The 25436-nt window shown below is 72.5% G+C and carries 28 protein-coding genes and 3 pseudogenes; 16 read left to right on the forward strand and 15 right to left on the reverse strand.

Features of this window, described 5'->3' with window-relative positions:
- Positions 1-211 precede the first annotated feature (211 nt).
- A complete protein-coding gene (locus tag ACS5RC_RS18530; protein WP_478345367.1) occupies positions 212-616 on the forward strand; it encodes a BLUF domain-containing protein in 405 nt (134 codons plus the stop codon).
- Positions 617-633: 17 nt separating this feature from the next.
- Here the strand turns inward: ACS5RC_RS18530 and ACS5RC_RS18535 are convergent, their stop codons facing one another.
- The gene (locus tag ACS5RC_RS18535; protein WP_478345368.1) at positions 634-846 is read right to left on the reverse strand and encodes a hypothetical protein; all 213 of its coding nucleotides are present in this window, start codon (positions 844-846) and stop codon (positions 634-636) included.
- Positions 847-862: 16 nt separating this feature from the next.
- Positions 863-1723 (reverse strand): universal stress protein, encoded by an 861-nt coding sequence (locus ACS5RC_RS18540; RefSeq protein ID WP_478345369.1) that lies wholly within the window; start codon positions 1721-1723, stop codon positions 863-865.
- Positions 1724-2377: 654 nt separating this feature from the next.
- Here ACS5RC_RS18540 and fixJ point away from each other — a divergent pair.
- Positions 2378-2983: a response regulator FixJ gene (gene fixJ / locus ACS5RC_RS18545; RefSeq protein ID WP_478345370.1), complete on the forward strand. Its 606-nt coding sequence runs from the start codon at positions 2378-2380 to the stop codon at positions 2981-2983.
- Between the two features lie 518 nt (positions 2984-3501).
- Here fixJ and ACS5RC_RS18550 read toward each other — a convergent pair.
- Both ACS5RC_RS18550 and ACS5RC_RS18555 read right to left on the reverse strand, forming a co-directional pair.
- Positions 3502-3774 (reverse strand): hypothetical protein, encoded by a 273-nt coding sequence (locus ACS5RC_RS18550; protein WP_478345371.1) that lies wholly within the window; start codon positions 3772-3774, stop codon positions 3502-3504.
- Positions 3775-3855: 81 nt separating this feature from the next.
- Entirely contained in the window at positions 3856-4173 is a 318-nt protein-coding gene (locus ACS5RC_RS18555; protein WP_478345372.1) for a phasin family protein, read from the reverse strand.
- 324 nt (positions 4174-4497) lie between these two features.
- On the opposite strand from ACS5RC_RS18555, the pseudogene mgtA reads away from it, so the two are divergent.
- Both mgtA and ACS5RC_RS18565 read left to right on the forward strand, forming a co-directional pair.
- Positions 4498-7083: pseudogene (mgtA, locus tag ACS5RC_RS18560) on the forward strand (magnesium-translocating P-type ATPase); the annotation flags it as partial.
- 123 nt (positions 7084-7206) lie between these two features.
- Positions 7207-7533, forward strand: a pseudogene (locus ACS5RC_RS18565) (ATPase inhibitor subunit zeta); the annotation flags it as partial.
- 67 nt (positions 7534-7600) lie between these two features.
- Here the strand turns inward: ACS5RC_RS18565 and ACS5RC_RS18570 are convergent.
- Together ACS5RC_RS18570 and ACS5RC_RS18575 are read right to left on the reverse strand one after the other, a co-directional pair.
- Positions 7601-8740 (reverse strand): acetate/propionate family kinase, encoded by a 1140-nt coding sequence (locus ACS5RC_RS18570; RefSeq protein ID WP_478345373.1) that lies wholly within the window; start codon positions 8738-8740, stop codon positions 7601-7603.
- A gap of 9 nt (positions 8741-8749) precedes the next feature.
- Positions 8750-11296: a phosphoketolase family protein gene (locus ACS5RC_RS18575; RefSeq protein ID WP_478345374.1), complete on the reverse strand. Its 2547-nt coding sequence runs from the start codon at positions 11294-11296 to the stop codon at positions 8750-8752.
- Positions 11297-11430: 134 nt separating this feature from the next.
- Here ACS5RC_RS18575 and ACS5RC_RS18580 point away from each other — a divergent pair, with 134 nt between their 5' ends.
- From ACS5RC_RS18580 to ACS5RC_RS18600, 5 genes are all read left to right on the forward strand, one after another.
- Positions 11431-11631: a hypothetical protein gene (locus ACS5RC_RS18580; protein ID WP_478345375.1), complete on the forward strand. Its 201-nt coding sequence runs from the start codon at positions 11431-11433 to the stop codon at positions 11629-11631.
- A gap of 30 nt (positions 11632-11661) precedes the next feature.
- Entirely contained in the window at positions 11662-12309 is a 648-nt protein-coding gene (locus ACS5RC_RS18585; RefSeq protein WP_478345376.1) for a BON domain-containing protein, read from the forward strand.
- Positions 12310-12510: 201 nt separating this feature from the next.
- A complete protein-coding gene (locus ACS5RC_RS18590) occupies positions 12511-13326 on the forward strand; it encodes a universal stress protein (protein WP_478345377.1) in 816 nt (271 codons plus the stop codon).
- On the forward strand, positions 13326-13658 hold the full coding sequence (locus ACS5RC_RS18595) for a c-type cytochrome (protein WP_478345378.1): 333 nt from the start codon (positions 13326-13328) through the stop codon (positions 13656-13658). The genes ACS5RC_RS18590 and ACS5RC_RS18595 overlap by 1 nt, the downstream gene beginning before the upstream one ends.
- Before the next feature lie 15 nt (positions 13659-13673).
- On the forward strand, positions 13674-14534 hold the full coding sequence (locus ACS5RC_RS18600) for a universal stress protein (protein ID WP_478345379.1): 861 nt from the start codon (positions 13674-13676) through the stop codon (positions 14532-14534).
- Positions 14535-15071: 537 nt separating this feature from the next.
- Here ACS5RC_RS18600 and ACS5RC_RS18605 read toward each other — a convergent pair.
- From ACS5RC_RS18605 to ACS5RC_RS18615, 3 genes are all read right to left on the reverse strand, one after another.
- Entirely contained in the window at positions 15072-15884 is an 813-nt protein-coding gene (locus ACS5RC_RS18605) for a universal stress protein (protein WP_478345380.1), read from the reverse strand.
- A gap of 111 nt (positions 15885-15995) precedes the next feature.
- On the reverse strand, positions 15996-16643 hold the full coding sequence (locus ACS5RC_RS18610; protein WP_478345381.1) for a BON domain-containing protein: 648 nt from the start codon (positions 16641-16643) through the stop codon (positions 15996-15998).
- Between the two features lie 342 nt (positions 16644-16985).
- Entirely contained in the window at positions 16986-17504 is a 519-nt protein-coding gene (locus ACS5RC_RS18615; protein ID WP_478345382.1) for an ion channel, read from the reverse strand.
- A 324-nt stretch (positions 17505-17828) separates the two neighbouring features.
- On the opposite strand from ACS5RC_RS18615, the gene ACS5RC_RS18620 reads away from it, so the two are divergent.
- Positions 17829-18206: a c-type cytochrome gene (locus ACS5RC_RS18620; protein WP_478345383.1), complete on the forward strand. Its 378-nt coding sequence runs from the start codon at positions 17829-17831 to the stop codon at positions 18204-18206.
- A 202-nt stretch (positions 18207-18408) separates the two neighbouring features.
- Here the strand turns inward: ACS5RC_RS18620 and ACS5RC_RS18625 are convergent, their stop codons facing one another.
- From ACS5RC_RS18625 to ACS5RC_RS18635, 3 genes are all read right to left on the reverse strand, one after another.
- Positions 18409-19011 carry an SOUL family heme-binding protein gene (locus ACS5RC_RS18625; protein WP_478345384.1) on the reverse strand — a complete coding sequence of 201 codons (603 nt, stop codon included), beginning with the start codon at positions 19009-19011 and terminating at the stop codon, positions 18409-18411.
- Positions 19012-19083: 72 nt separating this feature from the next.
- Positions 19084-20214, reverse strand: a complete 1131-nt coding sequence (locus tag ACS5RC_RS18630; protein WP_478345385.1) for an FAD-binding domain-containing protein — start codon at positions 20212-20214, stop codon at positions 19084-19086.
- 63 nt (positions 20215-20277) lie between these two features.
- Positions 20278-20928, reverse strand: a complete 651-nt coding sequence (locus tag ACS5RC_RS18635; RefSeq protein ID WP_478345386.1) for an NAD(P)-dependent oxidoreductase — start codon at positions 20926-20928, stop codon at positions 20278-20280.
- A 303-nt stretch (positions 20929-21231) separates the two neighbouring features.
- On the opposite strand from ACS5RC_RS18635, the gene ACS5RC_RS18640 reads away from it, so the two are divergent.
- Both ACS5RC_RS18640 and ACS5RC_RS18645 read left to right on the forward strand, forming a co-directional pair.
- Positions 21232-21393, forward strand: a complete 162-nt coding sequence (locus tag ACS5RC_RS18640) for a hypothetical protein (protein ID WP_478345387.1) — start codon at positions 21232-21234, stop codon at positions 21391-21393.
- Positions 21394-21463: 70 nt separating this feature from the next.
- Positions 21464-21823 carry a class I SAM-dependent methyltransferase gene (locus ACS5RC_RS18645; RefSeq protein ID WP_478345388.1) on the forward strand — a complete coding sequence of 120 codons (360 nt, stop codon included), beginning with the start codon at positions 21464-21466 and terminating at the stop codon, positions 21821-21823.
- A 168-nt stretch (positions 21824-21991) separates the two neighbouring features.
- On the opposite strand, the gene ACS5RC_RS18650 is transcribed toward ACS5RC_RS18645, so the two are convergent.
- Positions 21992-22225 carry a hypothetical protein gene (locus ACS5RC_RS18650; RefSeq protein ID WP_478345389.1) on the reverse strand — a complete coding sequence of 78 codons (234 nt, stop codon included), beginning with the start codon at positions 22223-22225 and terminating at the stop codon, positions 21992-21994.
- A 298-nt stretch (positions 22226-22523) separates the two neighbouring features.
- Between ACS5RC_RS18650 and ACS5RC_RS18655 the strand changes: the two genes are divergently transcribed.
- Complete coding sequence (locus tag ACS5RC_RS18655) at positions 22524-22862, forward strand: TfoX/Sxy family protein (protein ID WP_478345390.1); 339 nt, start codon at positions 22524-22526, stop codon at positions 22860-22862.
- Between the two features lie 50 nt (positions 22863-22912).
- Here ACS5RC_RS18655 and ACS5RC_RS18660 read toward each other — a convergent pair whose 3' ends face one another.
- Positions 22913-23392: a hypothetical protein gene (locus tag ACS5RC_RS18660; RefSeq protein ID WP_478345391.1), complete on the reverse strand. Its 480-nt coding sequence runs from the start codon at positions 23390-23392 to the stop codon at positions 22913-22915.
- A gap of 100 nt (positions 23393-23492) precedes the next feature.
- Positions 23493-23975, reverse strand: coding sequence for an Hsp20 family protein (locus ACS5RC_RS18665; RefSeq protein ID WP_478345392.1), 483 nt, complete (start codon positions 23973-23975; stop codon positions 23493-23495).
- A 329-nt stretch (positions 23976-24304) separates the two neighbouring features.
- Between ACS5RC_RS18665 and ACS5RC_RS18670 the strand changes: the two genes are divergently transcribed.
- The 3 genes and pseudogenes from ACS5RC_RS18670 to ACS5RC_RS18680 all read left to right on the forward strand — a co-directional run.
- Positions 24305-24907, forward strand: coding sequence for a TetR/AcrR family transcriptional regulator (locus ACS5RC_RS18670; protein WP_478345393.1), 603 nt, complete (start codon positions 24305-24307; stop codon positions 24905-24907).
- Between the two features lie 83 nt (positions 24908-24990).
- Positions 24991-25239: a hypothetical protein gene (locus ACS5RC_RS18675; protein WP_478345394.1), complete on the forward strand. Its 249-nt coding sequence runs from the start codon at positions 24991-24993 to the stop codon at positions 25237-25239.
- Positions 25240-25328: 89 nt separating this feature from the next.
- Positions 25329-25436 (forward strand): annotated as a pseudogene (locus tag ACS5RC_RS18680) (type 1 glutamine amidotransferase domain-containing protein); the annotation flags it as partial.

Genomic DNA, 25436 nt, shown 5'->3' on the forward strand with positions numbered 1-25436 from the left:
GCTCGTCGCGGGCCTCGGTCGCCGTTCGGGGTGCCACCCGAAGGGCCGTCTCCGGTCATCCTGGTGTGCCGCCTCTGCGACGCCCCGGAGCGGGAGACGCGCAACGCGGCCCGCACGGGCCGGCCGGGAAAGCCGCCGACTTCCCATCGGCGTCGTGGCGCCGAGACGGTGACGGGCTGCGGGGTTCCGGCGGCCCCGAGGAGGTGAGCCCATGGACGCGTCCCTTCTGTACGTGAGCCGGAGGTCGGCGACCGATGCCGACATCCGCGACATCGTCGAGGCGTCGCGGGCCCGGAACGCCGGGCTCCGGGTCACGGGTGCGCTCGTCGCATCGCGCGACCGGTTCGCGCAGATCCTGGAAGGACCGCGCACAGCGTTGGACGCGCTGATGGACAGCATCCGGCGTGACCGGCGCCATGCCGGAATCCAGGTGCTGCTGTACGCCGACATCCAGCGGCGCCGGTTTCCGGATTGGACGCTGGCCTATTGCGGCGGCGCTCTGTTCGTCGACGGGCTGATCGGGATCCTGGCCGAACGAAGCGCCGCCCCGCCGCGGCCGGCCGACCTGCGCCGCCTGATCCAGGCCATCGAGGAGTTCGCGCGGAGCCGGCCATGACGGCGAACCCCGGCCCATCACTCGACGAAACCCCAGCCGGCCTCCAGGGCGCGAAGCTCCTCGTCGTTCAGAGGATCGGGCCATTCCGGCCGGTTCGGAGCCCGCGCCTCGGGCCGGGCCGCCTGGCCCGCGGGATCCGCCGTCCTGGGTCGGCCGCGCCGTCGCGCGGGCTGCCGCGCCCGCGCGGCGGGGCTGGCCGGACCGTCTCGGATGGGGTCGTCCTTACGCATCGTCGGCCTCCCGGGCTCAGTGGGCGAGAAACAGCGGGGCCGGGCTGCCCCGCAGGAAGGAGCGTGTGACACCGCCGAGGACGAATTCGCGAATGGGAGAGTGCCGGTAGGCTCCCATCACGATCATGTCGGCCCGGAACAGCGCGGCCTCGGCGCGCAGGGTGGCGGCGACGCTCTCGCCCGTCGGCAGGTCGTTCACGCAGACGGTCACCCCGTGCCGGGCGAGATGGCGCGCGAACTCGGCTCCGGGCACCGCGGCGCGGATCTCCGCTTCGTCGGCGACGGCGACGATCTCGACCGCCTCGGCCGAGCGCAGGAACGGCAGCGCGTCGTTGGCGGCCCGGGCCGCCTGAGCGCTCCCGTCCCAGGCGACCACGATCCGCCGCGCGGCGAAGGCGTCGTGTCCCCGCGGGACGGCGATGACCGGGCGACCGCTCTCGAAGAGTGCCATCTCGATCATCTCGCGGTCGAGGTCGTGGGTTCGCGGGCCGATGTCCAGGACCGTCAGGTCGTGCAGCCGTGCCCTGTCGGCGAGCCGGGCCACCAGGTCCGGGTAGGGTAGGCTCGCCGCTTCCGTCGTGCAGATCACGCCGGCCTGCGCCGCGTCTCCCGCCGCGCTCTCCGCGATCGAGCGCGCGAGCACGTCGAGGCGGTCGTCGACGACGGCGACGCCCTCGCAGTCGAAGGCGCCGAGCCACGCATCGTCGCCCGAGAGGCGCCAGGAGGCCGACTGCACGGTGAGGTGGGCGCGCGCAGCCTTCGCCAGCGTCAGGCCGTACCCGATGGCGGACGAAGCGTCCTCGCATTCGCTCTCGAGGGCGGTGCCGACCAGGACGTCGCGGATCCCTGCGAGTGGGGATGAGGTGAGCTTGGACATGGGCCCCTCCGGTTCCTGCCCCTGAAGTTCGCCGCGTTTCGCGGGAGCGACCTTGATCCACCTCAAGGGCGGGCGGAGGCCGACGGCCGTTCACGCTCCGGATCGCTGACGGTGCTGCGCAGGCGGGACGGCAGGATGCCAGGCCGTATCGGAGAACCGCTTCAGAGAGAACGGATTCCGACCCCGGCGCGCTGGCCTCACGGGCCGCTCGCGACAATGGCCGTGGCAGGACTGCATGGGATCGGTCATCCAGGTGGGTGAACGAGGACCGACGCTCTTCCCATGGGCGAGCACCTTTCGCGACCGCGACGATGCGCCGGCCATCACGGCCCCATACAGACCAGCGGCGGGGTCGGCGTCTGCATCCGGTCGCCGGGCATTCCGACCGGCCGCCGGAGGGTCCGACCGACTTGCACGCGCCTCGTCGGCGCCCCAGGTGATCCGTTGACCACGCTGGCTGCTTGGCGGTCTTCGTGCCGGTGGCGGACCGGCTGTGCAGGCCCTCCGTCCTCCCCGAGTGGAGCCGTATGGGCGTCGGGCCCTCGATCCGCAGCATCGAGGCGCGGGGCGTCCGCTTAGGGGCCGAGCGCGACGGGACCGGCGGGGCAACCGGGCGGTCGACGCTGCCGGCCCTGCCCGCAGGAGACCTGCGCCATGACGGCTGACCTCGTGCACGTGGTGGATGACGACCCGGCCATGCGGGACGCGCTCGCATTTCTCCTCGGCACGGCCGGGTTTGAGGCGCGACTCTACGAAGACGGCGCCGACCTGCTTGGCCGGCTCCCGAAGCCGATCGCGGGCTGCATCCTGACCGACCTCCGCATGCCCGGGATCGACGGCTTGGCGCTGCTGCGTCGCTTGCGGGAGGTGGGTCAGACGCTGCCAGTGGTGATGATGACCGGGCACGGGGACGTGCCGCTGGCCGTGGAAGCGATGAAATCCGGGGCCTGCGACTTCATCGAGAAGCCGTTCGACGACGAGGCCCTGCTCCGGGCGCTGCGCACCGCGCTGGACAGCGGAGACGCGCGAGCGGCCGATCCGACGCTGCGTGAGTTCGTGCGCCGGGTCGGCACCCTGAGCCCGCGCGAGCGGCAGGTGCTGGACCGCCTGATCGATGGCGGCGGCAGCAAGGAGATCGGGCGCGCGCTCGAGATCAGCCCGCGCACCGTCGAGATCTACCGGGCTAAGCTCATGAGCAAGACGCAGGCTTCGAACCTGCAGGAACTCGTGCGCTGGTCTGTGCTGGCCGGCATGGCGTGACGCGGGTTGGAGGCAGGCCGAGGCAAACGCGCCGGTGCAGCCTGCACGGCATCGGCGTCGGACCGACCGAACGCATGGCTTCCGCGAGGGACAGGCCCCGGCGGCCATGTCCGGCCCGGCCCTGTCGCGCGCCTCTCAGGCTAGGGGTGGAAGGCCCGGAGCTGCGCACCGGGCCGCGAGACATCCAAGCCCGCGATCCGATCGGCCCCACCACCGCTCATCCCGCTCCAGGCGACCCGACGGCGCATCCACGCCGCGGGTGCCCACGTGGTCGAGAGGCCGCTCGCGAACGATGCGCTGCCCGTCACGGTCGCCGGCCTCCGGGCCGCCAGCGGCGTCACCCGTCGGCCGCGACGGATAGCCCGCCGCGGGACTTCGCGGGCGCGGCGGCTCACGCGGATCGGCCCAGGACGCTTCGTGAGGGGCACGACGTGCGCTTTCCCCGGTCCGGCTGGGGAAGGAATCTGGCGGTCCACCCGCCGCGCGGCCTTGATCTCGCTCAAGTCGAACGAAGCCGTTCAGGACCAGCGCCGGGAATGTCTGGACGCCAGCGTCTCGCAGGGGTGGTGGAAGAGGTAGTAGCCGAGGGAAGCGGTGGCCTGCCGTGCCGGGGCGGGCTGGAAGCCGAACGGCAGGCTCTCGCCCTCGCGCAGGTTCGCGCCGAAGTCCCATGACCCGGGTCGGACGAAGGACGGAAGTACCATGGTGTCGCGTACGGCGCAGCAGACGCCGGGTTCGAACCGGTGCTGGAACACCCGGTAGATGGTCGGCGACGGTCGATTGGCCGGCATCGGGCCCATCCTGGCGTGGCTCGTATCGGAGATTGGGGCACCCGAGGCGCCGGACCCACGGATGAGCCCGGCGCCGAGGCGTCAGGCTCCCTTGGCGAGGGCTACCTCGGCAACGTCGTGCGCCAAGCTCGCCGCCTCCGTCCGGTAATCGGCGAAGCCGTTGCTCAGGAAGGCAGCCTGGATCTCGGCGGCCTCCTTCAGCGAGCCGCAAACGGCCAGGGCCGCGAGGTGGTCCGCCTGGGCCTGGAAGCGGCGGCCTGTGAACCGCATCGTCTCCGTGGCGATGCGCAGGGGCACGTCGATGGCGAGGGCGCGCCACGCGCCCATGGCGGACGTGATGGCCTCCGCGGAATCGGCGGGGGGTGAGGCCGGGAGCGGCCTCGCGTGCTCGGACGGCATGGCGATATTCCTGTCATGGCATGGCGGCCATCGAAGATCGCCGCGCCTCCGGTGGCCTTGATCCAGATCAACCCTGCCGATTCGAGGCTGACAACCGCGCTCGGCCATCCCGGCCAGCGCGGCGTTGCCGGTTCGGTCGATCCTCGGTTCGACGGTCCCTGCCGCGGAGCGCATGGCCTTCGGCTCCGGGGGCCGAGCGCGGGACACAGGCTGCTGCGATTCCGGGCGCAGTCCAGAGGGCCGCCGGGTTGATCCAACGCAACGAACGAAGGCCCGACCGGTGGTGTCGTGCCGCCACGATCGGCGCTGTGGCGAACCCATCCCATGGATATGACGGCGGCCTCGGCCCCAACGGCACCTGCCGCCCTGGCGCGTCCGGCAGAGCGTTCGCCCGTGCCCGCCGAGGCTTTCTGGACGCGCGGGACCGAAGCGCTCCGCGCCGAGCTCGAATGCGGGCTCGACGGCCTCCGATCGGCGGACGCCGCCAGCCGGCTCGCACGCTACGGCCCCAACGGCGATGCCGGGACCGCTGCGGCCGGGCTCGTGCGGGCCGTGCTGCGCCGCCTGCTCGAACCGCTCGCCCTGATTCTGCTCGTGGCCGGGCTCGTCTCGGCGATGACCGGGGACGTGGTCGGGGGTGCCATCATCGTCGCCATCCTCGGCCTGTCGATCGGGCTCGACACCGTGCAGGAGGGCCACGCCACGCGAGCGGCCGAGGCGCTGCGCCACACGGTGGCGCTGAAGGCCGAGGTCAGGCGGGACGGCCGCTACGTCACTGTTCCGGTCGAACAGGTCGTTCCCGGCGACATCCTGCGCGTCCGGGCCGGCGACATCGTCCCAGCCGACGCCCTCGTCATCGAGAGCGCCGCCTTCACTGCCGCAGAGGCAGCACTCACCGGCGAGCCCTATCCGGTCGAGAAGCGGGCGGGCCGCGTAGCCTCGCTCGAGCCGGCCGAGGCCTCGAACGCACTGTTCCGCGGCGCGGTCGCCCAGACGGGCGAAGCAATCGCCCTCGTCGTGGCCACGGGTTCCGCCACGATGTTCGGCGCGGCGGCCTCGGCGCTCGCCGAGGCTCAGGCCCCCTCCCCCTTCCAGCGCGACCTGCACGCGTTCGGCCTCATCGTCGCACGACTCACCCTCGGCCTGGTGATCGCCGTCCTGACAATCCGCGTGGTCCTCGGCCGACCGCTGCTCGACTCGCTCCTGTTCGCCGTCGCGCTGGCGGTCGGGCTGACGCCGGAGTTGCTGCCGATGGTCACCACGGCGACGCTCTCGCGCGGAGCGCTACGCATGGCGGCGCGCAGGGTGATCGTGAAGCGGCTCGCCGCCATCCACGATCTCGGCGCGATGACCGTGCTCTGCGCGGACAAGACCGGCACGCTGACCTCCGCGGAGATCGTGTTGGCGCGCAGCCTCGACTCGGCGGGCCGGGAGGACGAGCGGCCGGCTTGGCTCGCGGCGGTCGCGGCCGACCTCGGCGGCGACCGCGGCTCGCTCGACGCCGCCCTGGCACACGCCCATCCGGAGGCCGGGCGGGGCTGGGACCTCGCCGGCCAGCGGGCGTTCGACTACGGGCGCCGCACCGGTTCGGTCCTCGCGCGGGGACCGGAGGAGGCGATGCTGATCCTGAAGGGCGCGCCCGAGGCGGTCCTGCCGCTGTGCATCGCGCGACGCATGGGCGGGCGCACGGAACCGATGGGTCCGGCCTCCCGCGACGAGGCCCTGCGGCAGGTCCGGACCCTGGCCGAGGAGGGCCTGCGCAGCATCGCGGTGGCCTCGCGCGCCTGGGTGGATCCCCTGCGTCCCCTCGAGCCGGGGGACGATGGCGACCTCGTCTTCGAGGGCTTCTGCGCCTTCGCCGACCCGCCGAAGCCGACGGCGGAGGCTGCCATCGCGCGGCTCGCACGGGGCGGGGTCCGCCTGAAGATCCTGTCCGGCGACGACCCGGTGGTCGTGCGCCGGCTCGCCGGGCTCGTCGGGCTTCACGCCCGCACGGTCCTCTCGGGCCCCGAGGTCGCGGCCCTGAGCGACGCGGCCCTGGCTGTCCGGGTTCGGACGGTCGATGCCTTCGGGCGGCTGACGCCCGACCAGAAAGCGCGCGTCGTCCGGGCGCTCCAGGCCGAGGGTGCGGTCGTCGGCTTCCTGGGCGACGGCATCAACGACGCGCCGGGCCTCGCGCAGGCCGATGTCGGACTCTCCGTCGCGGGCGCGACCGGGGTGGCGCAGGCGGCCGCCGACATGATCCTGCTCGCCTCCGACCTCAACTTCGTCGCCGACGGCGTCGAGGAGGGGCGCAGGACTTTTGCCAACATCCTGAAATATGTCCGCATGGGCGCGAGTTCGAACTTCGGCAACATGCTGTCGATGGCGGTCGCCTCGATGGCGCTGCCGATCCTGCCGATGCTGCCGGCCCAGATCCTCCTCAACAACCTGCTCTACGACCTCTCGGAGATCGGCATCCCCTTCGATCGAGTCGATCCGTCCGCGACGTCCCGGCCGCAAATCTGGGACATGGCCGGCATCCTCCGATTCGCGCGCGTGATGGGTCCACTGTCCTCGCTGTTCGACCTGCTGACGTTCGGGGTGCTAATCCTCGGCTTCGGTGCCTCGGCCGAGGCGTTCCGCACGGCCTGGTTCCTCGAATCGATGGCGACGCAGATCCTGGTGATCTTCGTCATCCGCACGCACCAGCGCGCCTGGGTGGACCGGCCGAGTGCGGCGCTTGCCACTTCCTCGCTGGCCGCTCTCGCCGTCGCGCTGGTCCTTCCCTTCGCTCCATGGGGCGCGTGGTTCGGCTTCCAGATGCCGTCGCTGTCGATCCTGCTCGGCATCGGGCTGATCACAGTCGCCTACCTCGCGGCGACCGAGGCCGTGAAACCCTGGGTGCTCCGATCCGGGGGCGCGAGCCCGGGCGACCGTCCGGTCGTCGATCGGCCACCCGGTCTCGGTCGCCGCCGATTCGGGAATGCCCGTCGGATCGGGCATCGCCCCGGGCCACATGACGGGGAGCCGAATCTGACGCCGGTCGACCACCGCGAGCGGGCCTTCGAGCGCCGCTTCGTGCAGGACGAGGCGCTGCGCGTCCGTGCCCGCAATCGGCGCAACCGGCTTCTGGCAATGTGGGCCTGCGAGAGGATAGGATTGGGGAAGGCGGCGAGTGCACGCTTCGTCGCGGCCTTCACCGCCCGGGGCATGCGCGAGGCCGACGAGCTGATCGTCGCGACACTGCAGGCCAACCTCGACGCGGCGGGCATCGAAGAGACGCTGCCCACCCTGCGCGAGGAGATGGAGCGGTGTGCCGCTATCGCCCGGGCCGAGCAGCGCATCGGGCTCGCGCTGGATCGAGGCCGCCCCGTCTAGGGCGCTCGCGTTCCGGTCGGCGCCTCGGCGCCGGGACCGGGTCGACACGGCCGGCGGTCGGGCGGCGTCACCGACCCCGATCGACTGTGTCGCCGGCCTCGCCGAGGAGGCCGGCGACCGAGACCGCGATCTCCCGCTCCTCGTTCGCGGGAACGATGCGGACCGATACCCGGGAGGTCGGCGCGCCAATTCTCGCTTGGCCCTGGGCGTTCGCGGCGGCGTCGAGGACGACGCCCGCGAAGGCGAGCCCGCGGCAGATGCCGGCCCGGATCCGTGCGCCGTGCTCGCCGATGCCGCCGGTGAAGACGAGGGTGTCGAGGCCGCCGAGCGCCGCGACGAGCGAGCCGGCCTCGCGGACGGCGCGATAGACGAACAGGTCAAGGGCCTCGCGCGCCTCCGGCGTCCCGTGGGCCTCCAGAGCCCGCACGTCGTCGCTGAGGCCCGAGACGCCAAGCAGTCCCGAACGCGCGTTCAGAAGTTCGGCCACCGCGTCGGCGGTGAGGCCGCGCTCGCGGATCAGGTGTAGCACGAGGCCCGGGTCGATTGCCCCGCTGCGCGTGCCCATCATCAGGCCGTCGAGGGTGGTGAACCCCATCGTGGTGGCGACGCTGTGCCCGTCACGCATGGCGCACAGGCTCGCCCCGTGCCCGAGATGGGCCGCGAGCACCCGGCCCTGCGGGCAGATCCGGGCGATATGGGCATAGGACAGGCCGTGGAAGCCGAACCGCACCAATCCCGCGTCGATGAGGGCACGCGGTAGCGGGTAGAGCTGGGCGAGCCTGTCCTGCGTCCGATGAAAGGCCGTGTCGAAGCACCCGACCTGCGGCAGGCCCGGCCAGACCTCCCCGACCGCCCGGATGCAGGCGAGCGCCTGCGGCTGGTGCGCCGGTGCGAGCGTCGCGAGCCCGTCCAACACCCCGACGACCTCGTCATCGAGGAGGAGCGGCGCCGCGTAGCGCAGGCCGCCGTGGACGATGCGGTGACCGGCCGCCATCGGCGTCGCCGGAAATCGCCCGAGGAGCCAGCGGGCGACGGCGACGTGGCCGCCTTGCGGCAGGCTCTCGCCCGCCACGGCGACGCCGTCCACCGAGAGACGCGGCTCCTGGCCGATCCCGGCGACGTGGGCGCGCCAGCCCGGCGCGTCCGCACCGGGCCGGAACAGGGCGCAGCGCAGGCTCGATGAGCCGGCGTTGAGGACGAGGATCATCGCTCGGCCTCAGGCGAGGATCGTCCGGGCGTCCACGATCCCCTCGGGTCGGGGCTCTTCCGTGCCGGCACCGGCCGGGCCGCACGGCATGGCGTCGCCCGCGATGCGGCGGCCGGGGCCGTCGTGTTCCCGCCTCTCCGGCCAGGCCCAGTCGCGCACCTCGGGCAGGTCGTCGCCGGTCTGGCAGACATGCTCGCGATGGCGGGCCAGGGCGTCGCGCAGAGCGTGCTCGGCGTGCTCGGCGCGAGGCCCCGGCCGGTCACCGGCTCGCAGGGCGGCCAGAGCGAGATGAAAGCGGTCGAGCCGGTTCAGCACGCACATGTCGAAAGGCGTCGTCGTCGTGCCCTCCTCGATGAAGCCGTGCACGTGGAGGTTCGCGTGGTTGGTCCGCCTGTAGGTCAGCCGGTGGATGAGCCAGGGATAGCCGTGATAGGCGAACACGACCGGCCGGTCGCGGGTGAAGAGGCCGTCGAAGGTCGGGGTGTCCAGGCCGTGCGGGTGCGTGTCGCGCGGGGCCAGCGTCATCAGGTCGACGACGTTGACCACCCGGACACGCAGCTCCGGGACGTGACGGCGCAGCCAGTCGACCGCCGCGAGCGTCTCCTGGGTCGGCACGTCGCCGGCGCAGGCCATCACCACGTCGGGCTCGTCCTCGCCCTCGGTCGAAGCCCAGTCCCAGATGCCGGCGCCGGCCGCGCAGTGCCGCGCCGCCTCGTCCGGGCCGAGCCACTGAAGGGCGGGCTGCTTGCCGGCCACGACCACGTTGATGCGGTCGTAGGTGCGCAGGCAATGGTCCGTGACGCAGAGCAAGGTATTGGCGTCCGGCGGCAGGTAGATCCGCGCCGTGTCGCCGCGCTTGTTGGCCACGAAGTCGATGAAGCCGGGATCCTGATGGCTGAAGCCGTTGTGGTCCTGCCGCCAGACATGGGACGACAGCAGGATGTTGAGCGAGGGCACCGGTCGGCGCCAGGGGAGCGCGCGCGCGGATTTCAGCCACTTGGCGTGCTGGTTCACCATCGAGTCGATCACGTGCGCGAAGGCCTCGTAGGTCGCGAACAGGCCGTGCCGCCCGGTCAGCACGTAGCCCTCCAGCCAGCCCTCGCAGAGATGCTCGCTCAGCACCTCCATGACCCGGCCGTCGCGCGCGAGATGGTCGTCACCGGGCCGGATCGCCTCCTGCCAGGCCCGGTTCGTCACCGCGAAGACGGCGTCCAGCCGGTTCGAAGCCGTCTCGTCGGGTCCCATGATCCGGAAGTTGCGGGCCTCGGCGTTGAGGGCGAGGACCTCCCGCAGGTACGCCCCGAGCGCCCGGGTGGCCTCCATCTTGGACCGGCCGCGTTCGGGCATCGCGACGGCGTGGGATCGAACGTCGGGCAGCCTCAGCGGGTGGCTCGCATGTGCGTTGGTGTGCGGGTTCGCCGACAGGCGCCGCGGCCCCTTCGGCGGCAGCGCGGCGAGGTCGGGCACGAGCGCGCCGCTCTCCGTGAACAGATCCTCCGGGCGGTAGGACCGCATCCAGGCTTCGAGGATGGCGCGGTGGTCCGGGTTCTCCCGCGTCGCCGCGACCGGCACCTGATGCGAGCGCCAGGTGCCCTCGACCACGCTGCCATCCACGCTTTTGGGTCCCGTCCAGCCCTTCGGGGTGCGCAGCACGAGCATGGGCCAGCGCGGTCGCCCGGCCTCGCCGCCACGCGCGCTCGCGCGGATCTGCGCGATGGCGTCGAAGGCCGCGTCCAGCGCGGCCGCCATGGCCTGGTGCATGGGACCCGGCTCGTCGCCCTCGACGAAGGTGGGCTCGTAGCCGTAGCCGACGAGCAGGCTGCGCAACTCCTCCCGGGGAATGCGGGCGAGAACGGTCGGGTTGGCGATCTTGTAGCCGTTGAGGTGCAGGATCGGCAGGACCGTGCCATCCGACCTCGGGTCGAGGAACTTGTTGGCGTGCCACGATGCGGCCAGCGGTCCGGTCTCGGCCTCGCCGTCGCCCACCACGCAGGCGACCGTCAGGCCGGAATTGTCGAGGGCCGCGCCGAAGGCGTGCGCCAAGCAATAGCCGAGCTCGCCCCCCTCGTGGATCGAGCCCGGCAGCTCGGGCGAGGCATGGCTCGGGATTCCGCCCGGGAACGAGAATTGCCGGAACAGTCGGGCCAGGCCGTCGACGTCCCGCGCCACGTCCGGGTAGATCTCGCTGTAGGTGCCCTCCAAGTAGGCGTTGGCGACGAGGCCGGGCGCGCCGTGGCCCGGCCCCCAGACCGCCAGCATGTCGAGGTCACGCTCGCGAATGACGCGGTTGAGGTGCGCGTAGATGAAGTTGAGCCCCGGCGTCGTGCCCCAGTGGCCGAGGAGGCGCGGCTTCACGTGCTCGGGTTGCAGCGGCTCGCGCAGCAGCGGATTGGCCATCAGGTAGATCTGCCCGACCGACAGGTAGTTCGCCGCACGCCAGTAGGCGTCGATCCGCCGGAGGCCGTCGGGTCCGAGCGGTCCGGGCACGAAGGCCAGGGTCCGGCCGCCATCGGGGTGTTCACCGGAGCAGCCCTTCGGCTCGTGCGTCGCATCCATGTCGGACCCTCGGAGGAGGAGCGGGTAGCCGGAGCGACGATGCCGGTGGCCGCGGCCTGCGGCGTTGAGGTGGATCAAGGCGTGCCCGAAACGGGCCGGCAGGATGGCTCCGTCAGCAAAGACGGGAGCGCACGATGGTCCTGGTACTTCGATCCACCTTCGTCTCCACGATCCTCTACGCGCGGGTTCCGGTGGGATTGGCTCCATTGAACGACGCCGGCCCCCGGCTCGTCACGGATGGCGCGCGCTACCGGACCATCGGCAGCCTGCAGGCGCTCGCCCTGGCCGTCGGCGCCGCCCTGGTGACACCCGCGCTTCTCTGGCTGGCCGTGTGAGCCCCCCCACCCGAACCGAGGAGACGGGCGATGGACGACATCACCGTGCGCCGGCAGGTGCTCGAGGAGCTGGAATACGCCCCGATGATCGACGCGGCGCAGGTCGGCGTCACGGTCGAGAACGGAGTCGTGACGCTCACAGGGCATGTCCGGAGCTACGCCGAGAAGGCGATTGCCGAACGGGCGGCGCTCCGGGTCCGCGGCGTGCGCGCCGTGGCCGAGCAGATCGAGGTCCGCGACCCTGAGACTCCCCGCATCGGCGACGCGGCGCTGGCCGAGCGCTGCGCCCGAGTGCTGGAGTGGCACGTCCAGATTCCGGAGCGCTCGGTCTCGCTCAAGGTCGAGAGGGGCTGCGTCACGCTCCAGGGCTGCGTGCCGTACTACCATCAGAAGGCGGCCGTCGATAAGGCGCTGCGCCGGCTGGCGGGCGTGACCGACATCGTCAACCTCATCGCCGTGAAGCCGCCGGTCCAGGCCGCCGAGGTCGAGGCACGCATCCGCGCGGCCCTGATGCGCAGTGCGAAGGATCCGGACACCATCCGGGTGCAGGTGGCCGGCGATACGGTGACCCTCGACGGCTGCGTCGACGTCTGGCGCGAGCGCGAGCTCGCCGAACGGGCCGCGTGGTCGGCCCCGGGCGTACGCGCCGTCGAGGACCGCCTGACCCTCGCGTGCTGAGCGTCGCCTGCCGAGCGTCGCCGGTGCTGGCGATAGGGCTGCGCCAGGGCGGCGCCCCGCCCGCGCCCGAGACGCGGCCGGGTCGAGATCCGGCATCCGCGAGTGCTGTCGAGCAAGTGCTGTTGCGATGGATCAAGGTCCGGGCCGCGCGCTGGGGCGAGAATACGCCCCGGTCGATCGTCCCGACCGAGGGAGGTGGACATGAAGATCTCGACCCTCATGGTCACGGTCGATCTCGGGGCCGCGACCGCGGACCGCGTCCAGCTTGCCGCCGGGTTGGCCGAGCGGCTCCGGGCGAGGCTGACCGGGGTCGCCGCGCGCCCGGTCCTGGCGCCGATGCCCGTCGGCGACATGCTGGAGGTCGAGCGCTTCTGGGAGGCCGAGGCGCGCATGGCCGAGGAGCAACTTGCGGCCGCGCAAGGCCTCTTCGCGCGCGAAGCCGCCGCGGCGCCGAGGACGACGTGGCGCTCCGCGCTCATCGACCCGCTGGCCCACCTCGTCAGGCAGGGGCGCGGCGCCGACCTCGTGGTCGTCGGCCGGCAGGGTCCGGCGGACGGCAATGCGGGCCTCATGGGGGTGCCGACGGGGGCGCTCCTGATGGAAATCGGCCGGCCCGTGCTCGTGGTGCCGCCCGGCATCGAGCGTCTCGCGGCCAAGCGCGTCGTGGTGGCCTGGAAGGACACCCGCGAGGCGCGCCGTGCCCTCCACGATGCGCTGCCGTTCCTGGGCCATCCCGAGCGCACCTGCGTCGTCGCCGTGGGTCCGGATGCGCATCACGAGGGCGCGGAAGGCGCGGCCGAGTACTTGGCTGGGCACGGCATCAAGGCCACCGCGCACCTGCTGCCGAGCCCGACCATCGGCCCGGCCGACGAGGTGCTGCGCTTCGCCCAGCGCGAGGACGCCGACCTCATCGTGATGGGCGCCTACGGCCACAGCCGCGTGCGCGAGTGGATCTTCGGCGGCGCCACCCGCGACATCCTGCAGACCACGCCGGTCTGCTGCCTCATGAGCCACTGATGCGCAGCGCGGTCACCACATTCGTCGGCGCCCTCGCGCTGATGCCCACCGTCCTCGCCGCGCCTGCCGCGGCCTGGGACCGGCATGTGCGCCAGGGCGAGATCCTGGCCCGGACCACCTGCGCGCGGTGCCATGCGGTCGGCCGGGCCGGCGAGAGCCCGCTGCGGGAGGCGCCGCCCTTCCGCGTATTGCACACGCGCTACCCCGTCGAGGATCTCGGCGAGGCGCTCACCGAAGGCATCCGCACCGGCCACCCCAGCATGCCCGAGTTCCGGTTCGACCCGGACCAGGCCGAGGATCTGATCGCCTACCTGAAATCCCTGGAGCGCTGAGCGAGGAGGGTCCCGATGTACCTGCGCTGCCTTCTCATCCCGACCGCGCCCGGCCTCGACGCCACGCGCCGGCTGGACGCCGCCCTTCGGCTGGGACGGCGCCTGCGCGCACATATCGGAATCGCCTTCATGGCGCCGGGACCCGAGCACGTCCTGGCCAGCGTGGCGAGCCTGGTCCCGCTGGATCGGGCGACCATCGCGGCGATCGCGGAGGGCGTGCGCGCGGCCGCGGCCGAGGGCAAGGCCGCTCTTCAGGCTTGGTGCGAGCGCGAGGAGGTTCCGTTCATGGCGGGCAACGGGCGACTCGACGCCACCTTCGCGACCTGGACCGAGCTGTCGGGAGAGGTCGAACCGCTCCTGACGCTCGCCGGGCGGGTCAACGACCTGATCATCGTCGACCGCCCCTCCGCCGCCGAGCCCTTCACGGGCCGCGCGCTCGACACCGCCCTGTTCTCGGTCGGTCGCCCGACGCTGATGATCGGCGAGAGCGTGCCCTACGATCTGCTCGACCACGTCGTCGTCGCCTGGAACGGCAGCCTGGAGGCGACGCGCCTGATCGGTCAATCGATCACGCTGCTGCACGAGGCCGCCCGGGTCACCGTCGTGCACGCCCGGACCGAGCGCTTCGAGGAGGCGCGGGCGGCCGACCTGTGCGCGTATCTCCGGTGGCACGGCATCGTGGCGGACGCAGCCACCCTGGATGTCGGGGACGGGGCCTCGGTCGGCGCGGCCGTCGTGAGCGAGGCCGAGCGACGGAACGCCTCGATGCTGGCGCTGGGCGCCTACACCCACAGCCGTGTCCGCGAGTTCCTGCTCGGCGGCGTCACGCGGCACGTGGTCGAGCACGCGCGCATCCCCGTCCTCATGGCGCATTGACGGGCGGGAGCCTCGGGCCAGCGAGGGTGCCGCTTCACGGGCAGCGCCACGGGACCAGCGTTGCGCGGGACCGGCACGGGACAGGAATTCCATCTTGCCACAGCCCGAGGGCCCTCGCCATCCCCGCGTGGCCCCTCGCCGTCGGGTGCCCGACCTGGTTCCTGCACGGCGGCCCGCATGCCGGCCTGCACCTCGGCGCGACCTTCCGGGATGCGCCGGCCCTGGCGGCGCGCCTTGCCGCCGCCTGCCGTCAGGGCCGCGGGTCGTGGCAATGCGCGTGTGGCGGCGCCACGCCGCAGTCCAAGCTGCAGGTCTGGCGTGGCCTGCAGAACCACCGCAGGGTGCCGCTCTTCAGGCAGGCCCCCGAGCAGTGCCGATGGGGCGTCCGCGACGGCTCGACGAAGGTTCCTCGCATGTCGGGCGCGCCGGCCACGGGTTGCGCGCAGGTCGCCGACACGCCCGCGGCCGATGCGGCGACGGTCAGGAGTGCGGCGCGTGCCGCGACGCTCCGGTGGAGGCTCCGGTGGGCGCCCGGCATCAGTGGCTCATCAGGCAGCAGACGGGCGCGCGGGCCAGGAGGCCGCGGGTGACGCCGCCGAAGACCCGCTCGCGCAGGCGGCCGTGGCCGTAGGCGCCCGTGACGATGAGGTCGGCGGCCTGCTCGCACACGGCCTCTACGAGGATCTCGGATGCCTCGGCGCCGCCGGCATCCACCCGAACGGACGCGGTGGCGACGTCGTGGGCCTGCAGGAACTCGAGGACGTCCCGCGGGTCGACCGCGCCCTCCCCGTCGTCGACCGAGATCACGACGACCTCGGAGGCCCGCTTCAGGAACGGCAGCGCGTCCCGCACGGCACGGCGCGCCTCGCGGGTGTTCTTCCATCCGATCCCGACGCGCTTTCCGTCGAGGTGATCGACCCCGGGCGGCACGACCAGGACGGGCCGCCCGAGATGCAGGACGAGATCTCCCGGATCGACCGAGGCCATCATGGGCCCGGACGCGGTCCTGCGCCCGACCACCAGGAGGTCGGCGGCGGCCGCCTGCGCGACGAGGAAGGGCAGAGGACGCTCGATGGTCGAGCGCCACGCGACGCGACTGCGATGGCCCGCCGCCTGCTCGAAGGCGGCACGGGCCTGCCTGAGGTCGGTCAGGACGGTCTCGTTCGCGGCGCTCAGCGCGTAGGCGCTGGCCGGCGTCGGCCCTGTCGGGGGGACGGCGTAGGACGGGGTTTCCGCAGCCACGCCGATCAGGCGGGCTCGGAAGTCGTCGGCGAGGTGGCCGGCCAGGCGCACGCGCTCGCGCGCTTCCGGCGTCAGGTCCATCGCCACCATGATGCTGGCAAAGGTCACGGGACGTCTCCGGGTCGGAGGGCAGCGGAACGTGGAGGGGCTCGGCGGAGGGGTCCGGCAGCCGCGCCCATGAGCCGGATGGGCGCGGCTGCCGCTTCCATCCGGTGGGGCTCAGCCCAGCGCGAGGCGATCCTCGACGGCGCGCACGCCCGGGGCCGACCATGCGGCGTTCTCGGCAAGCTCGCGCTCGTACCAAGCGTTCACCTTACCCTCCAGGACGACCTTGGCATCCTTCACCGTCACCGCGATGGCGTCCGCCTCGAGCTCGGCGTTGCGCTTGAGCGCCGCCATGATCTTCGCGCGCACGTCGGAGGCGCTCGCCTTCGGAGTCACCGCGATGGTGTTCTCGATGCCCGCAATGCCCGCGAGGCGCCGGATCGACCGGTAGGCCTCTTCCTTCTGGTACTGCCAGTCCACTGTGCCGGAGAGCGTCACCCAGCCGTTCCGGACCGTCACCTGCACGGCGTTCCTCGGCACGGTTGCCGACCAATCGAGCATCTGCAGCGCGCGCCGGGCGATGTCCGCGTCGCGCGGCGGCGTCTCGCCGCCGAAGCGGACTTGGATCGCCTCGACAACCCTGCGCACGCCGCGCACCTTCTGGGCCGCCTTCTCGGCGGCGACGCGCTCCGCGTAACTGCCGGCATGACCGGTCAGCGTGACGATGCCGTTCTCCACGGCGACGCCGATATGGGCGGCGTCGATGCTCGGGTCGAAGTCGAGTTCGTCGATGATGTTCTGGCGGATCAGCGTGTCGCCCATGGTCGGTCTCCTCATGAGGCCCAGGCCCTGCCCGATGGACGCCGACGCTAGGAGCGGCAGGCAATCTGGCATTGATCCAGCGCAAGGTCCGCCCCGGCCGCGATCGGCACCGGGCAGATCCGCGGGCGGCCCGGACAGCAACGGGAGGCGGTCACGTCCGAGCGGCCGGTAGTGCCGAGCGGCCATTGCGGCGCAGGCCGGTCGTGGCCGGCCCTGTCCGGGACGAGGATGGGGATAGCGACGCGGTCCCTCGGCGTGAGGCATGTCGGCTCGCGGGGACAGCCTCGGTGTCGCCCCTGAGGCGGGCGACGACGGTGGGCCTGCGCAGGGGCGTCGGCCCGTTCAGGGGCCGGTGGCCGGCGGGAAGAGGCGTTCGCGGCCGGCCTCCCCGTCCGCCGGGCCGGCGACCTTCGCGGCGCGGTGGGCGTGGGCTTTGCCGTGCAGCGGCCAGTACCGCTCCATGGCGAGGTAGGTGAACGAGGCCGACCAGCCGATCAGGAGCAGGCCGTTCAGCGCCTCGACGCCGGTCAGCAGCCGGGCATGGCCGAGGGGCGCGTGGTCGCCGTAGCCCAGCGAGGAATAGGCGACCACGGAGACGAAGAGACAATCCTCGAAGGTTTCGACCGGTACGCCCGAGAAGGCGCCGAGACCCAGCTTCAAGACGAGCAGCCAATAGGCGGCGGCGTAGATCCAGACCGCGACCGTGTGCCCGACGAAGGCGGCGAGCACCACGGCGACGATGCGCCACCGCGGCGGCACCGGCAATTCGGCGAGATGCTCCGAGGTGAGGCGCAGGGTCTCGTAGAGCACCAGGATGGTGCCGGCCACGAGCACGACGCTGGTGACCAGGACGACGGGCATGGCTTCGGTCCGCGAAGGGAGGCACGACGGATCGTGCCCGCCCGCGGCGGACGCCTCATTGACCTGCCTCAAGGCCTTCGCGGCACCCGCCACGCCCCGAGGCCCTGCCGACATGATCCAGATCAACGCGGCCGCCGGTCTCCTGCCGTTCCCTGACGGCATCGGCCCTCCGGAGCGCCGGGAGGCAGCGATGGCGGACATCCCCGTCACCGAGGATCTCCGGACCACGGGGCTGCGGCCCGATGGCGCCCGGGAGCGATGGCCCGTCCCCGATGCCGCGCGGGTGCGAGCCGGCCGAGGCCATCTCGGGACGGCGAGGACATCATGATGACCCTCTCCCTTCGGCGGGCGCGCATGATCGCGCTAAGCGGGTTGCTTGCGGCCGCGGCCGACGTGCCCGCCAACGGCGATCCCGCCGAGGACCATCGCGTCCGGGGCTGGACCATCGCCTCGCAGCTCTGCAGCCAGTGCCACGTCATCGGCCTTACGGCGCAGCCCGGCGCATTCGCCGGCCCGCCCTTTCTGCGGGTCGCGCAGATGTCCTCGACCACGGGGCCCGCCCTCGCCGTCTTCCTGCAGAGCCATCACGAGCGGATGCCGAGCCTGCGTCTCGACCGCGACGAGAGGGACGCGGTCGTCGACTACATCCTCAGCCTCAGGGCCGGAACACCGGCGTCCGCCGGCGCGCTCCGCGAGGAGTGAGGACGCCGCCGTCCCGGCGCTCCTCCGGGTTATCGAGGGCGCGGGGATCCGGCACGCTGTCGGCCCGGCCCCGGCACAGCGTCAGACCGTCCGCGTCGCGCGTGACGCGCGGGGCAGGGTCGACCGCGGACGAGAGCCGCCTGTGATCACAGGATGCGGCAGGGCAGACCGGACGGCAGCGAGGCCGGGGCGCCCCGGTTCATCACCGGCCGAGACGGACCGCGACCTCGTTCCGGCGCAGGAACGGGATGGCGAAGGGCGGGTCGTAGCCCAGGAACACCGGCGCCTCGGTCGCCGTGAGCCCCGCCGCGGCCAGCACCCGGAGGAGGATAGCCTCCTGCTCCGCCCGCAGCTCGGGCGTGACCCGGCCGGAGAAGCGAAGCGCCGCGATGCGCTCCGCCGGCACGGGAACGAGCCGGACCCCGGCCTCGGTGGGCTCGGGCGCCCCGGCCTCGGCGACCGTGCGCGGCAGGAAGAAGCGCATCGACCCGCCGGCCCCCTGCTCGACCGGAACCGTCATCGCCACGCGCTGGCCGCCGGTCTCGACGGGCGCCGTCATAGCGATGCGGCCGGCGGCCCGGTTCGCGCCGGTGATGTAGCGGAACAGCCGCCCGAACGTCTCTCCGTCGCCCTGTCCGCGCGCGTCGGTCTCCACCGCCAGCCGCGGCTCGTAGAATCGGATCTCGACGCCGCGGTCCAGGCGCTGGACGATGGCGTAGGGAGGCTGCTCGTAGAGGGCCCGCACACCGAAGATCCCGAGCACCGACTCGATCAGCGTGATCAGGTAATAAATGAACTTATCCATGGGTGCCGCGACCAGTTCGAGACGGGGGATGGTTGCAGGGCGCGGTCCGCCGCCCGCGGACGGCGCACCGCGTCAGGCCTCGAGCAGTTCCGGTATCGCTTTCCGGAGCCGGAAGAAGCCGCGGGTCGAGAGCGGCCATGCCCGCTCGTCCCAGGCCCGCCGCAGGCGCAGGCACCCTGGCGGCAGCGCCTCGGCGGACGGCCCCACCGGGGCCCAGGCGGTCACCACCGGCAGGTCCCCGGCCCAACCCGCGCCGGCCGGCTCGGCCGGACACCCGAAATGCGATGCGGCCCGCGACAGCGCGTCCGCCATCGCCGCCGCGTCGGCGCCGCGGACGCGCTCGCTCGCATCCGCGGCGTGCGCGATGAGGCCGCCGACCCGAATCACGGCGGCCTGCCCGAGCGGCAGGCTCTCGGGATGCAGGTCGTCGAGGTGCAGGAGCAGAGCGACCGGCCCGTCCGGCGGGGCATCAGCGGGCGGCAGCGGCACCTCCCGCGGCGGCACCGCCTCCTCGAGCGGGCCGGCTCCCTCGTCGAGGCCCTGCGGGTCGTGCCGGTTCTCGGTGTAGCGCCGGATGTTGTCGCGCCGCGCAAGGTAGTGCTTGCCCAGGGTATGCAGGCCGGCGACCCAGCGCCAGGACAGCGTGTTGCTCGCCGGATCGCCATCGAGGAGGTACCGCAGGAAGAGATCCGCGCCGAGTTCCCAGGGCAGGCGCAGGCTGAAGATCCAGATCGAGGCGAACCACATCCGGGCATGGTTGTGCAGCCAGCCGTCCTGGGCGAGCTGCGCCGCCCAGGGGTCGAAGCCGTCGAGGCCGGTGCGCCCCGCGACGGCGGCCTCGTAGGTTCGGCGCAGGCCCGGCTCGGCCGCGAGGCGCGCCTGCGCGGCGGCCAGCCCGGCTCGGTAGAGGCTCCAGGCCTCCGGGTGGGTCTCGAGATGGCCCTTGAAATAGGTCCGCCAGAACACCTCCGCGACGAATGCCGCCGCGCCCTGCCCGCCGAACCGGTGCAGGGCGGCACGGGCAACCTCCTCCTCGGTCAGCAGGTGACGGCGCAGATAGGGCGACAGCGCCGAGGTGGTCGGATGGGCGCCGGGCCCGCGATCCGTGTTCCGGTTGGCGGCGTAATCCGCGCCGGGGCCGGCGAGGAACGCGGCCAGGGCTTCGAGGCCGGCGGCGCGGGTCAGGGCGAGGGGGTTCGACATGGCCTCAATCCAGACTGCCGTTCGCCGAAGGGGATGCCGCGTCGAAGCCGGGGCGGCCCGGCATCACAGCGGCAGCGCGCGGTCGATCAGGACGACGGCCCGGCCGATCCGGTCCGGCTCCGCGATCTGCGCGACGATGAAGTGGGCCACGTCCGCCCGCGCGATCAGGCCGTTGCGCCACGATGCGGGCGTGTCGAGAACACGGTAGCGACCGGTCGCCGTCCCGCCGGTCAGCACCCCGGGGCGGACCAGCGTCCAGTCCAGGCTGCTCCGGCGGATGCGCATCTCCTGAGCGTCCTTGTCGTCGTAGGCGCGTCCGAAGACCAGACGGAACGGCAGCCGCTGCAACGGGCTGATCGCGTCGCGGCTGTCGCCCGCACCGAACCCTGTGACCGCCACGAGGCGTCGGACACCGGCCTTCTCCATGGCGGGGACGAGGATGCCCGTCGCGTCCGAGAACAGGCGGACCGGCCCGAGCAGGGCGCGGGCGGGCACGCCGAGCGCCTGGACCACGGCGTCGACGCCGTCAAGGGCCGACTCAATATCCCGTCCGTTCAGCGCATCACCGGGATAGCGCTCAAGATTCGGGGCGGACAGCGCGATCGTGCTGGCCGAGCGGGCGAAGGCTCGCACGCGATGCCCCGCGGCGAGGGCCGCCTTGAGCGTCTCCAAGCCGATGCCCTGGCTGGCGCCGATGACGAGGACGTGTGCCATGTGCGAACCCTGGATGCCGGAGGCCGGCGGAGCGCAGGAAGATCGGGCGCGCGCGGTCCCGCGCCATGTGTCCGGTTGACCGGGGGCCCCTTTCCCTCATGACGCGCCTTTCGACGCCTGACCGACCCAATTACTACATCGATGCACCCGGCGTCCGGCGGGGCATGCTGCGGGTTCGCATCGGCGGCGCCGCGCTGGCCCTCGGCGCGGCCGCCGTGGCGGCCTCCAGCCCCGGCCCGGCAGCCGCGGTCGCCGGATGGGGATGCGGCGGTCGCCGCGCTGGCCTCCGTCTACGGCCTCGGCATGGCGGCCTACATGACCTACGGCAGCCGGATCGGGAAACGGCGCAACCGCGAGCCCCTGCTCGACTTGGCCGAGGGCCTCTCTGCGTGGACCGGGCGCGAGGCGATTCTCGACGTCGGCTGCGGCCGGGCCTCATGCTGGTGGGCGCGGCCCGGAGGCTGACGACGGGTGTGGCCGTGGGCGTCGACCTCTGCGGGCCGAGGACCAGACCGCGAACAGGCCCGATGCACCCTTGGCGAATGCGCGGCACGACGGCGTGGCCGACCGAGTTCGCGTCGCGACCGCCGATGCCCGCGCCCTGTCGTTCGGCGATGCGAGCTTCGACGCCGTGCTCTCGCACTGGGTCGTCCACAACCTGACCGATCCGTCCGAACGCGCCCGCGCGCTGGACGAGATGCTGCGCGTCCTGCGGCCGGGCGGCGTGCTGGTTCTGGCCGACATCGCGAACCACACGGCTTACCGGACCCATCTGCTGGCGCGGGGCCTCGCCGACCTGAACGTTCTGGACGGCAGCGTCGAAAGCGCCGTGATCGGCGCCCTCAGCGGCGGCAGCTTCCGACCCAAGGCCATCATCGGCCGCCGGGTCGCCTAGGGCGGCGGACGATCCGGCTGGAGGGGAGCGCTCCGAAGCCGGATCCGGGCGCCCCGATGCCAACACTGCGGGCGTCGGCCTCGGTCCGGGAGGCGGATCCACCGGTAACCGATCCATCCCGCGACGATGGACCGGACGACGACACCCTCCTGTCGCAGCCGGCGAGCCTCAGGCGATCAGCTCGGGCGACCGCAGGAACCGCCGTCCAGATTCGGTGACGCGAACCTGCGTATCTGCCAGCCGTCCGGCCGAGATGCGCTCGATCAGGCCCGCACTCATCGCGTCCTCGAAGATGCTCAGCCGCGGGCAGGAGGTCCGCCATCCCTCCATCGTCTCCACGTAGCCGCGCGGCCCGTCTCCGATCCATTCGAGGAGTTGCACGATCAAGGCGTCGTTCGGCATGTCCCGGATCCTTGCGCGGTGCCGAGCATCCGCCGCCCGGTGGGACAGCGCGAGGGCACCGGGCCGTCCTGAATGCGGTCTCGCGCCGAGGCGCCGCGCTGGCCCGGCCGACCGCGATGGGCTAGGCCGCGTCCCGGCGCGAGCCCCCGCCGATCGCGGCCGCGACGGGCGCGCGGGCGGCGCACAGGGCAGACGCCATCGGCTGCCGCATCGGACCGCCGGGCGCCGAACCCCCGACCGATTCGAGCCGGTCGGTGCGCGTTGCAGGGCGCGCGAACCGCGAGGAAGGAGGGCATCCGTGGCGACCCGGCAGACCACCGTCGACGTGATTCTCGAGCAAGCCGGCGGCGCCGGACGCGTGTCCGCGCGCAAGATGTTCGGCGAGTACGCACTCTATTGCGACGGCAAGGTCGTCGCGCTCGTGTGCGACGAGCAGCTCTTCCTGAAGCCGACGGCCGCCGGACGCGCCCTGCTTCGCGAAATCGTCGAAGCCGCGCCCTATCCGGGCGCGAAGCCTCATCTCAGGATATCGGGCGACGCCTGGGACGACGCCGAATGGCTCTCGGAACTGTTCCGGACCACGGCGGACGCCTTGCCCACGCCGCCCCCCAGGAGGCCTCGACGGCCGCGCGGCTGAGCGCCTGAGGGGCCGCGGCTTGAGGCGGCCGTCCCGATCCGGGCGCTCGCCTATGCGGGCAGGGCGAGGGCCGCGGCACCCGCCGGCGTCCGCGGCCGGGGCATCGCCGCGGCCGGGCACGGCGGCGGATCGTCGTCGTCGTCCCGGCGGCCTCTGCGCAGGGACCGGCGCAGGCCCGAAAGGCCGCGCAGCCGCTTGCGCAAAGGCTCCCGCCTCGGCGGCGCGCCGGTGTCGCGGTCGAGCTGGGCCAGGGCATCGAGCACGGAATCCACCGAAACCGGTTCGGCCTTGCTGCCCACGAGGCAGCGCAGGCCTGGCGCGTTCTCGAGGGCGCAGGCATCCGAGGCCCAGGAGGCCAGGATCGCGCGCTTCTCCGTGCGGGACAGGTGGGGGTGCGCCAGGACCTGCCGCGGGTGCCGGAACACGTCGCCGGGCGCGACGAGCGCCTGCCAGGCCGAGAACGCGCTGGGCGGGGCGGCGGCCGGGGTCACCGGGCCGGAATGGTTGAGATGCGTCTCCATCGTCGACATGGGTCATCCTCCCAGATGGTGCGGGGCGTTGCACGAAAAGGGGCCGTCCCCGGGGGCCAGCGCCCCCGGGGCACCGTCGGTCCGGTCCCGTTCGCCGGGATCAGGCGGCCGCGGCCCGGTCCTCGACCTGGGCCGGCGCGTTGTCCTGCCCGAGGGCGGCCTGCGTGCCGCCGATGGCGATCCGGCGCGGCTTCATCGCCTCCGGCACCTCGCGCCTGAGGTCGACGGAGAGCAGGCCGTTCTGCAGGCTCGCGCCCATGACTCGCACGTGGTCGGCGAGGTTGAAGCTCTGGCGGAAGGCCCGCCCCGCGATGCCGCGGTGCAGGTAGGCGCGCTCGCCCTCCTGGCCCTTCTTCTGACCCGTGACGATGAGGGCGGTGTCGTGCTGGGTCAGCTCGATCTCGTCCTGGGAAAAACCGGCGACCGCCATCGTGATGCGGTAGGCGTCGTCCGCGACCTTCTCGATGTCGTAGGGCGGCCACTGTGTCGACGGCTCGATCCGCGCGGCCTGATCCAGCATCGAGAACAGGCGATCGAAGCCGACGGTGGACCGATACAGCGGGGCGAAGTCGTAGGTCCTCATGACCACATCCTCCTCGGAGCAACGTGATGACGGGGAGCACCGGACACCCGGACCGATGCCCATCAGCGAGCCCGACCGGGCCTCGCGCGCACGTAACGCGGCGATCCCATGGAGGTTCCAGCGACCCCATCGATTTTTTAAGGTCTCGGCAGGCGGCCCGAGGGCACGGGCCGATGCGGGTGGTCGGGCGCATCCGATCCGAGGAGGAGCGGCGCCCCAGGTCGGCGCGGAGGGCTTCGGACACGGTCGCCGCAGCCGGGGCCACCGACCGCCGCCATTTTTCCGCCGACCCGCTAGACGACCGGTCTAATCCAGCCTATATCGACCTCATGGTACAGGTCAGCGGCAACACCGACACCCGGCAAGGCATCCTCGACACCGCCCACCGCATCGTGGGCGCCAAGGGGTTCTCGGGCGTCGGCCTCAACGAGATCCTGGCCGCTGCCGGGGTTCCGAAGGGATCGTTCTACCACTATTTCGGCTCGAAGGAGGCTTTCGGCGAGGCGCTACTGGCCGATTATTTCGAGGCGTATCTCGCCGACATCGACGCCACGCTGGCCGAGCCTGGGCTGAGCCATGCCGAGCGCCTGATGACGTACTGGCGGAAGTGGCAGGCCACACAGGGCAGCATCGACTATCAGCGCAAATGCCTCGCCGTGAAGCTGGCCGCAGAAGTCTCGGACCTGTCCGAGCCCATGCGCCTGACGCTGAAGCGGGGCACCGCCGGGATCCTCGACCGTGTGACCGGCGCCATCGCGGCGGGCCTCGCCGAGGGCTCGCTGGCCGTCGAAGGCGAGCCGCGGGCCACCGCCGAGACGCTCTACCAACTCTGGCTCGGCGCGAGCCTCATGGCCAAGATCGAGCGCAGCGACGCGCCGTTCGAGGCTGCGATGACGACGACGCGGCGCATGCTGAACCCACGACGCGCCTGACCCCGCAGGCAACCGGCGCTGCCCGGTCCAGGCCGGGCGACTCTCTAGACGACCAGTCTACTTAAAGCCTGAGGAGACCGATCATGGCACCACGATCCGCACATTCCGTTGCCCCCTACCTGCTACTCGCCGAACTTGGAGCGGCCCTGTTCGGCGGCTCCGCCGCCTCGGCCGAGGAGCGCATCACCCTGGAGGCGATCGGCGCCGTCCGCATGGCCGGCCCGGAGACGATCCGCCGTGCGGATGCGGCGCCCTGGCGGGCCGACGCCGCACCGGCACGCGCCGCGGCCGCCGAGCGCACCGATGCCCGGCTGTCGTCGGATCGGAACTGACGCGCCAGCCCGCACAATCGTCGACCGGTCGAGACCGCTGAAACCCGGCGACCGGCCGAGCCAACCCCTTTCAACCCCGGAGACCCCCGATGAAGATCCTGATCGTCCTGACCTCGCACGACCGCCTCGGCGACACCGGCCGCAAGACCGGCTTCTGGCTGGAGGAACTCGCCGCGCCCTACTACGCGTTCACGGAC

It is taken from the genome of Methylobacterium sp. HJ2 (genome assembly GCF_056431005.1).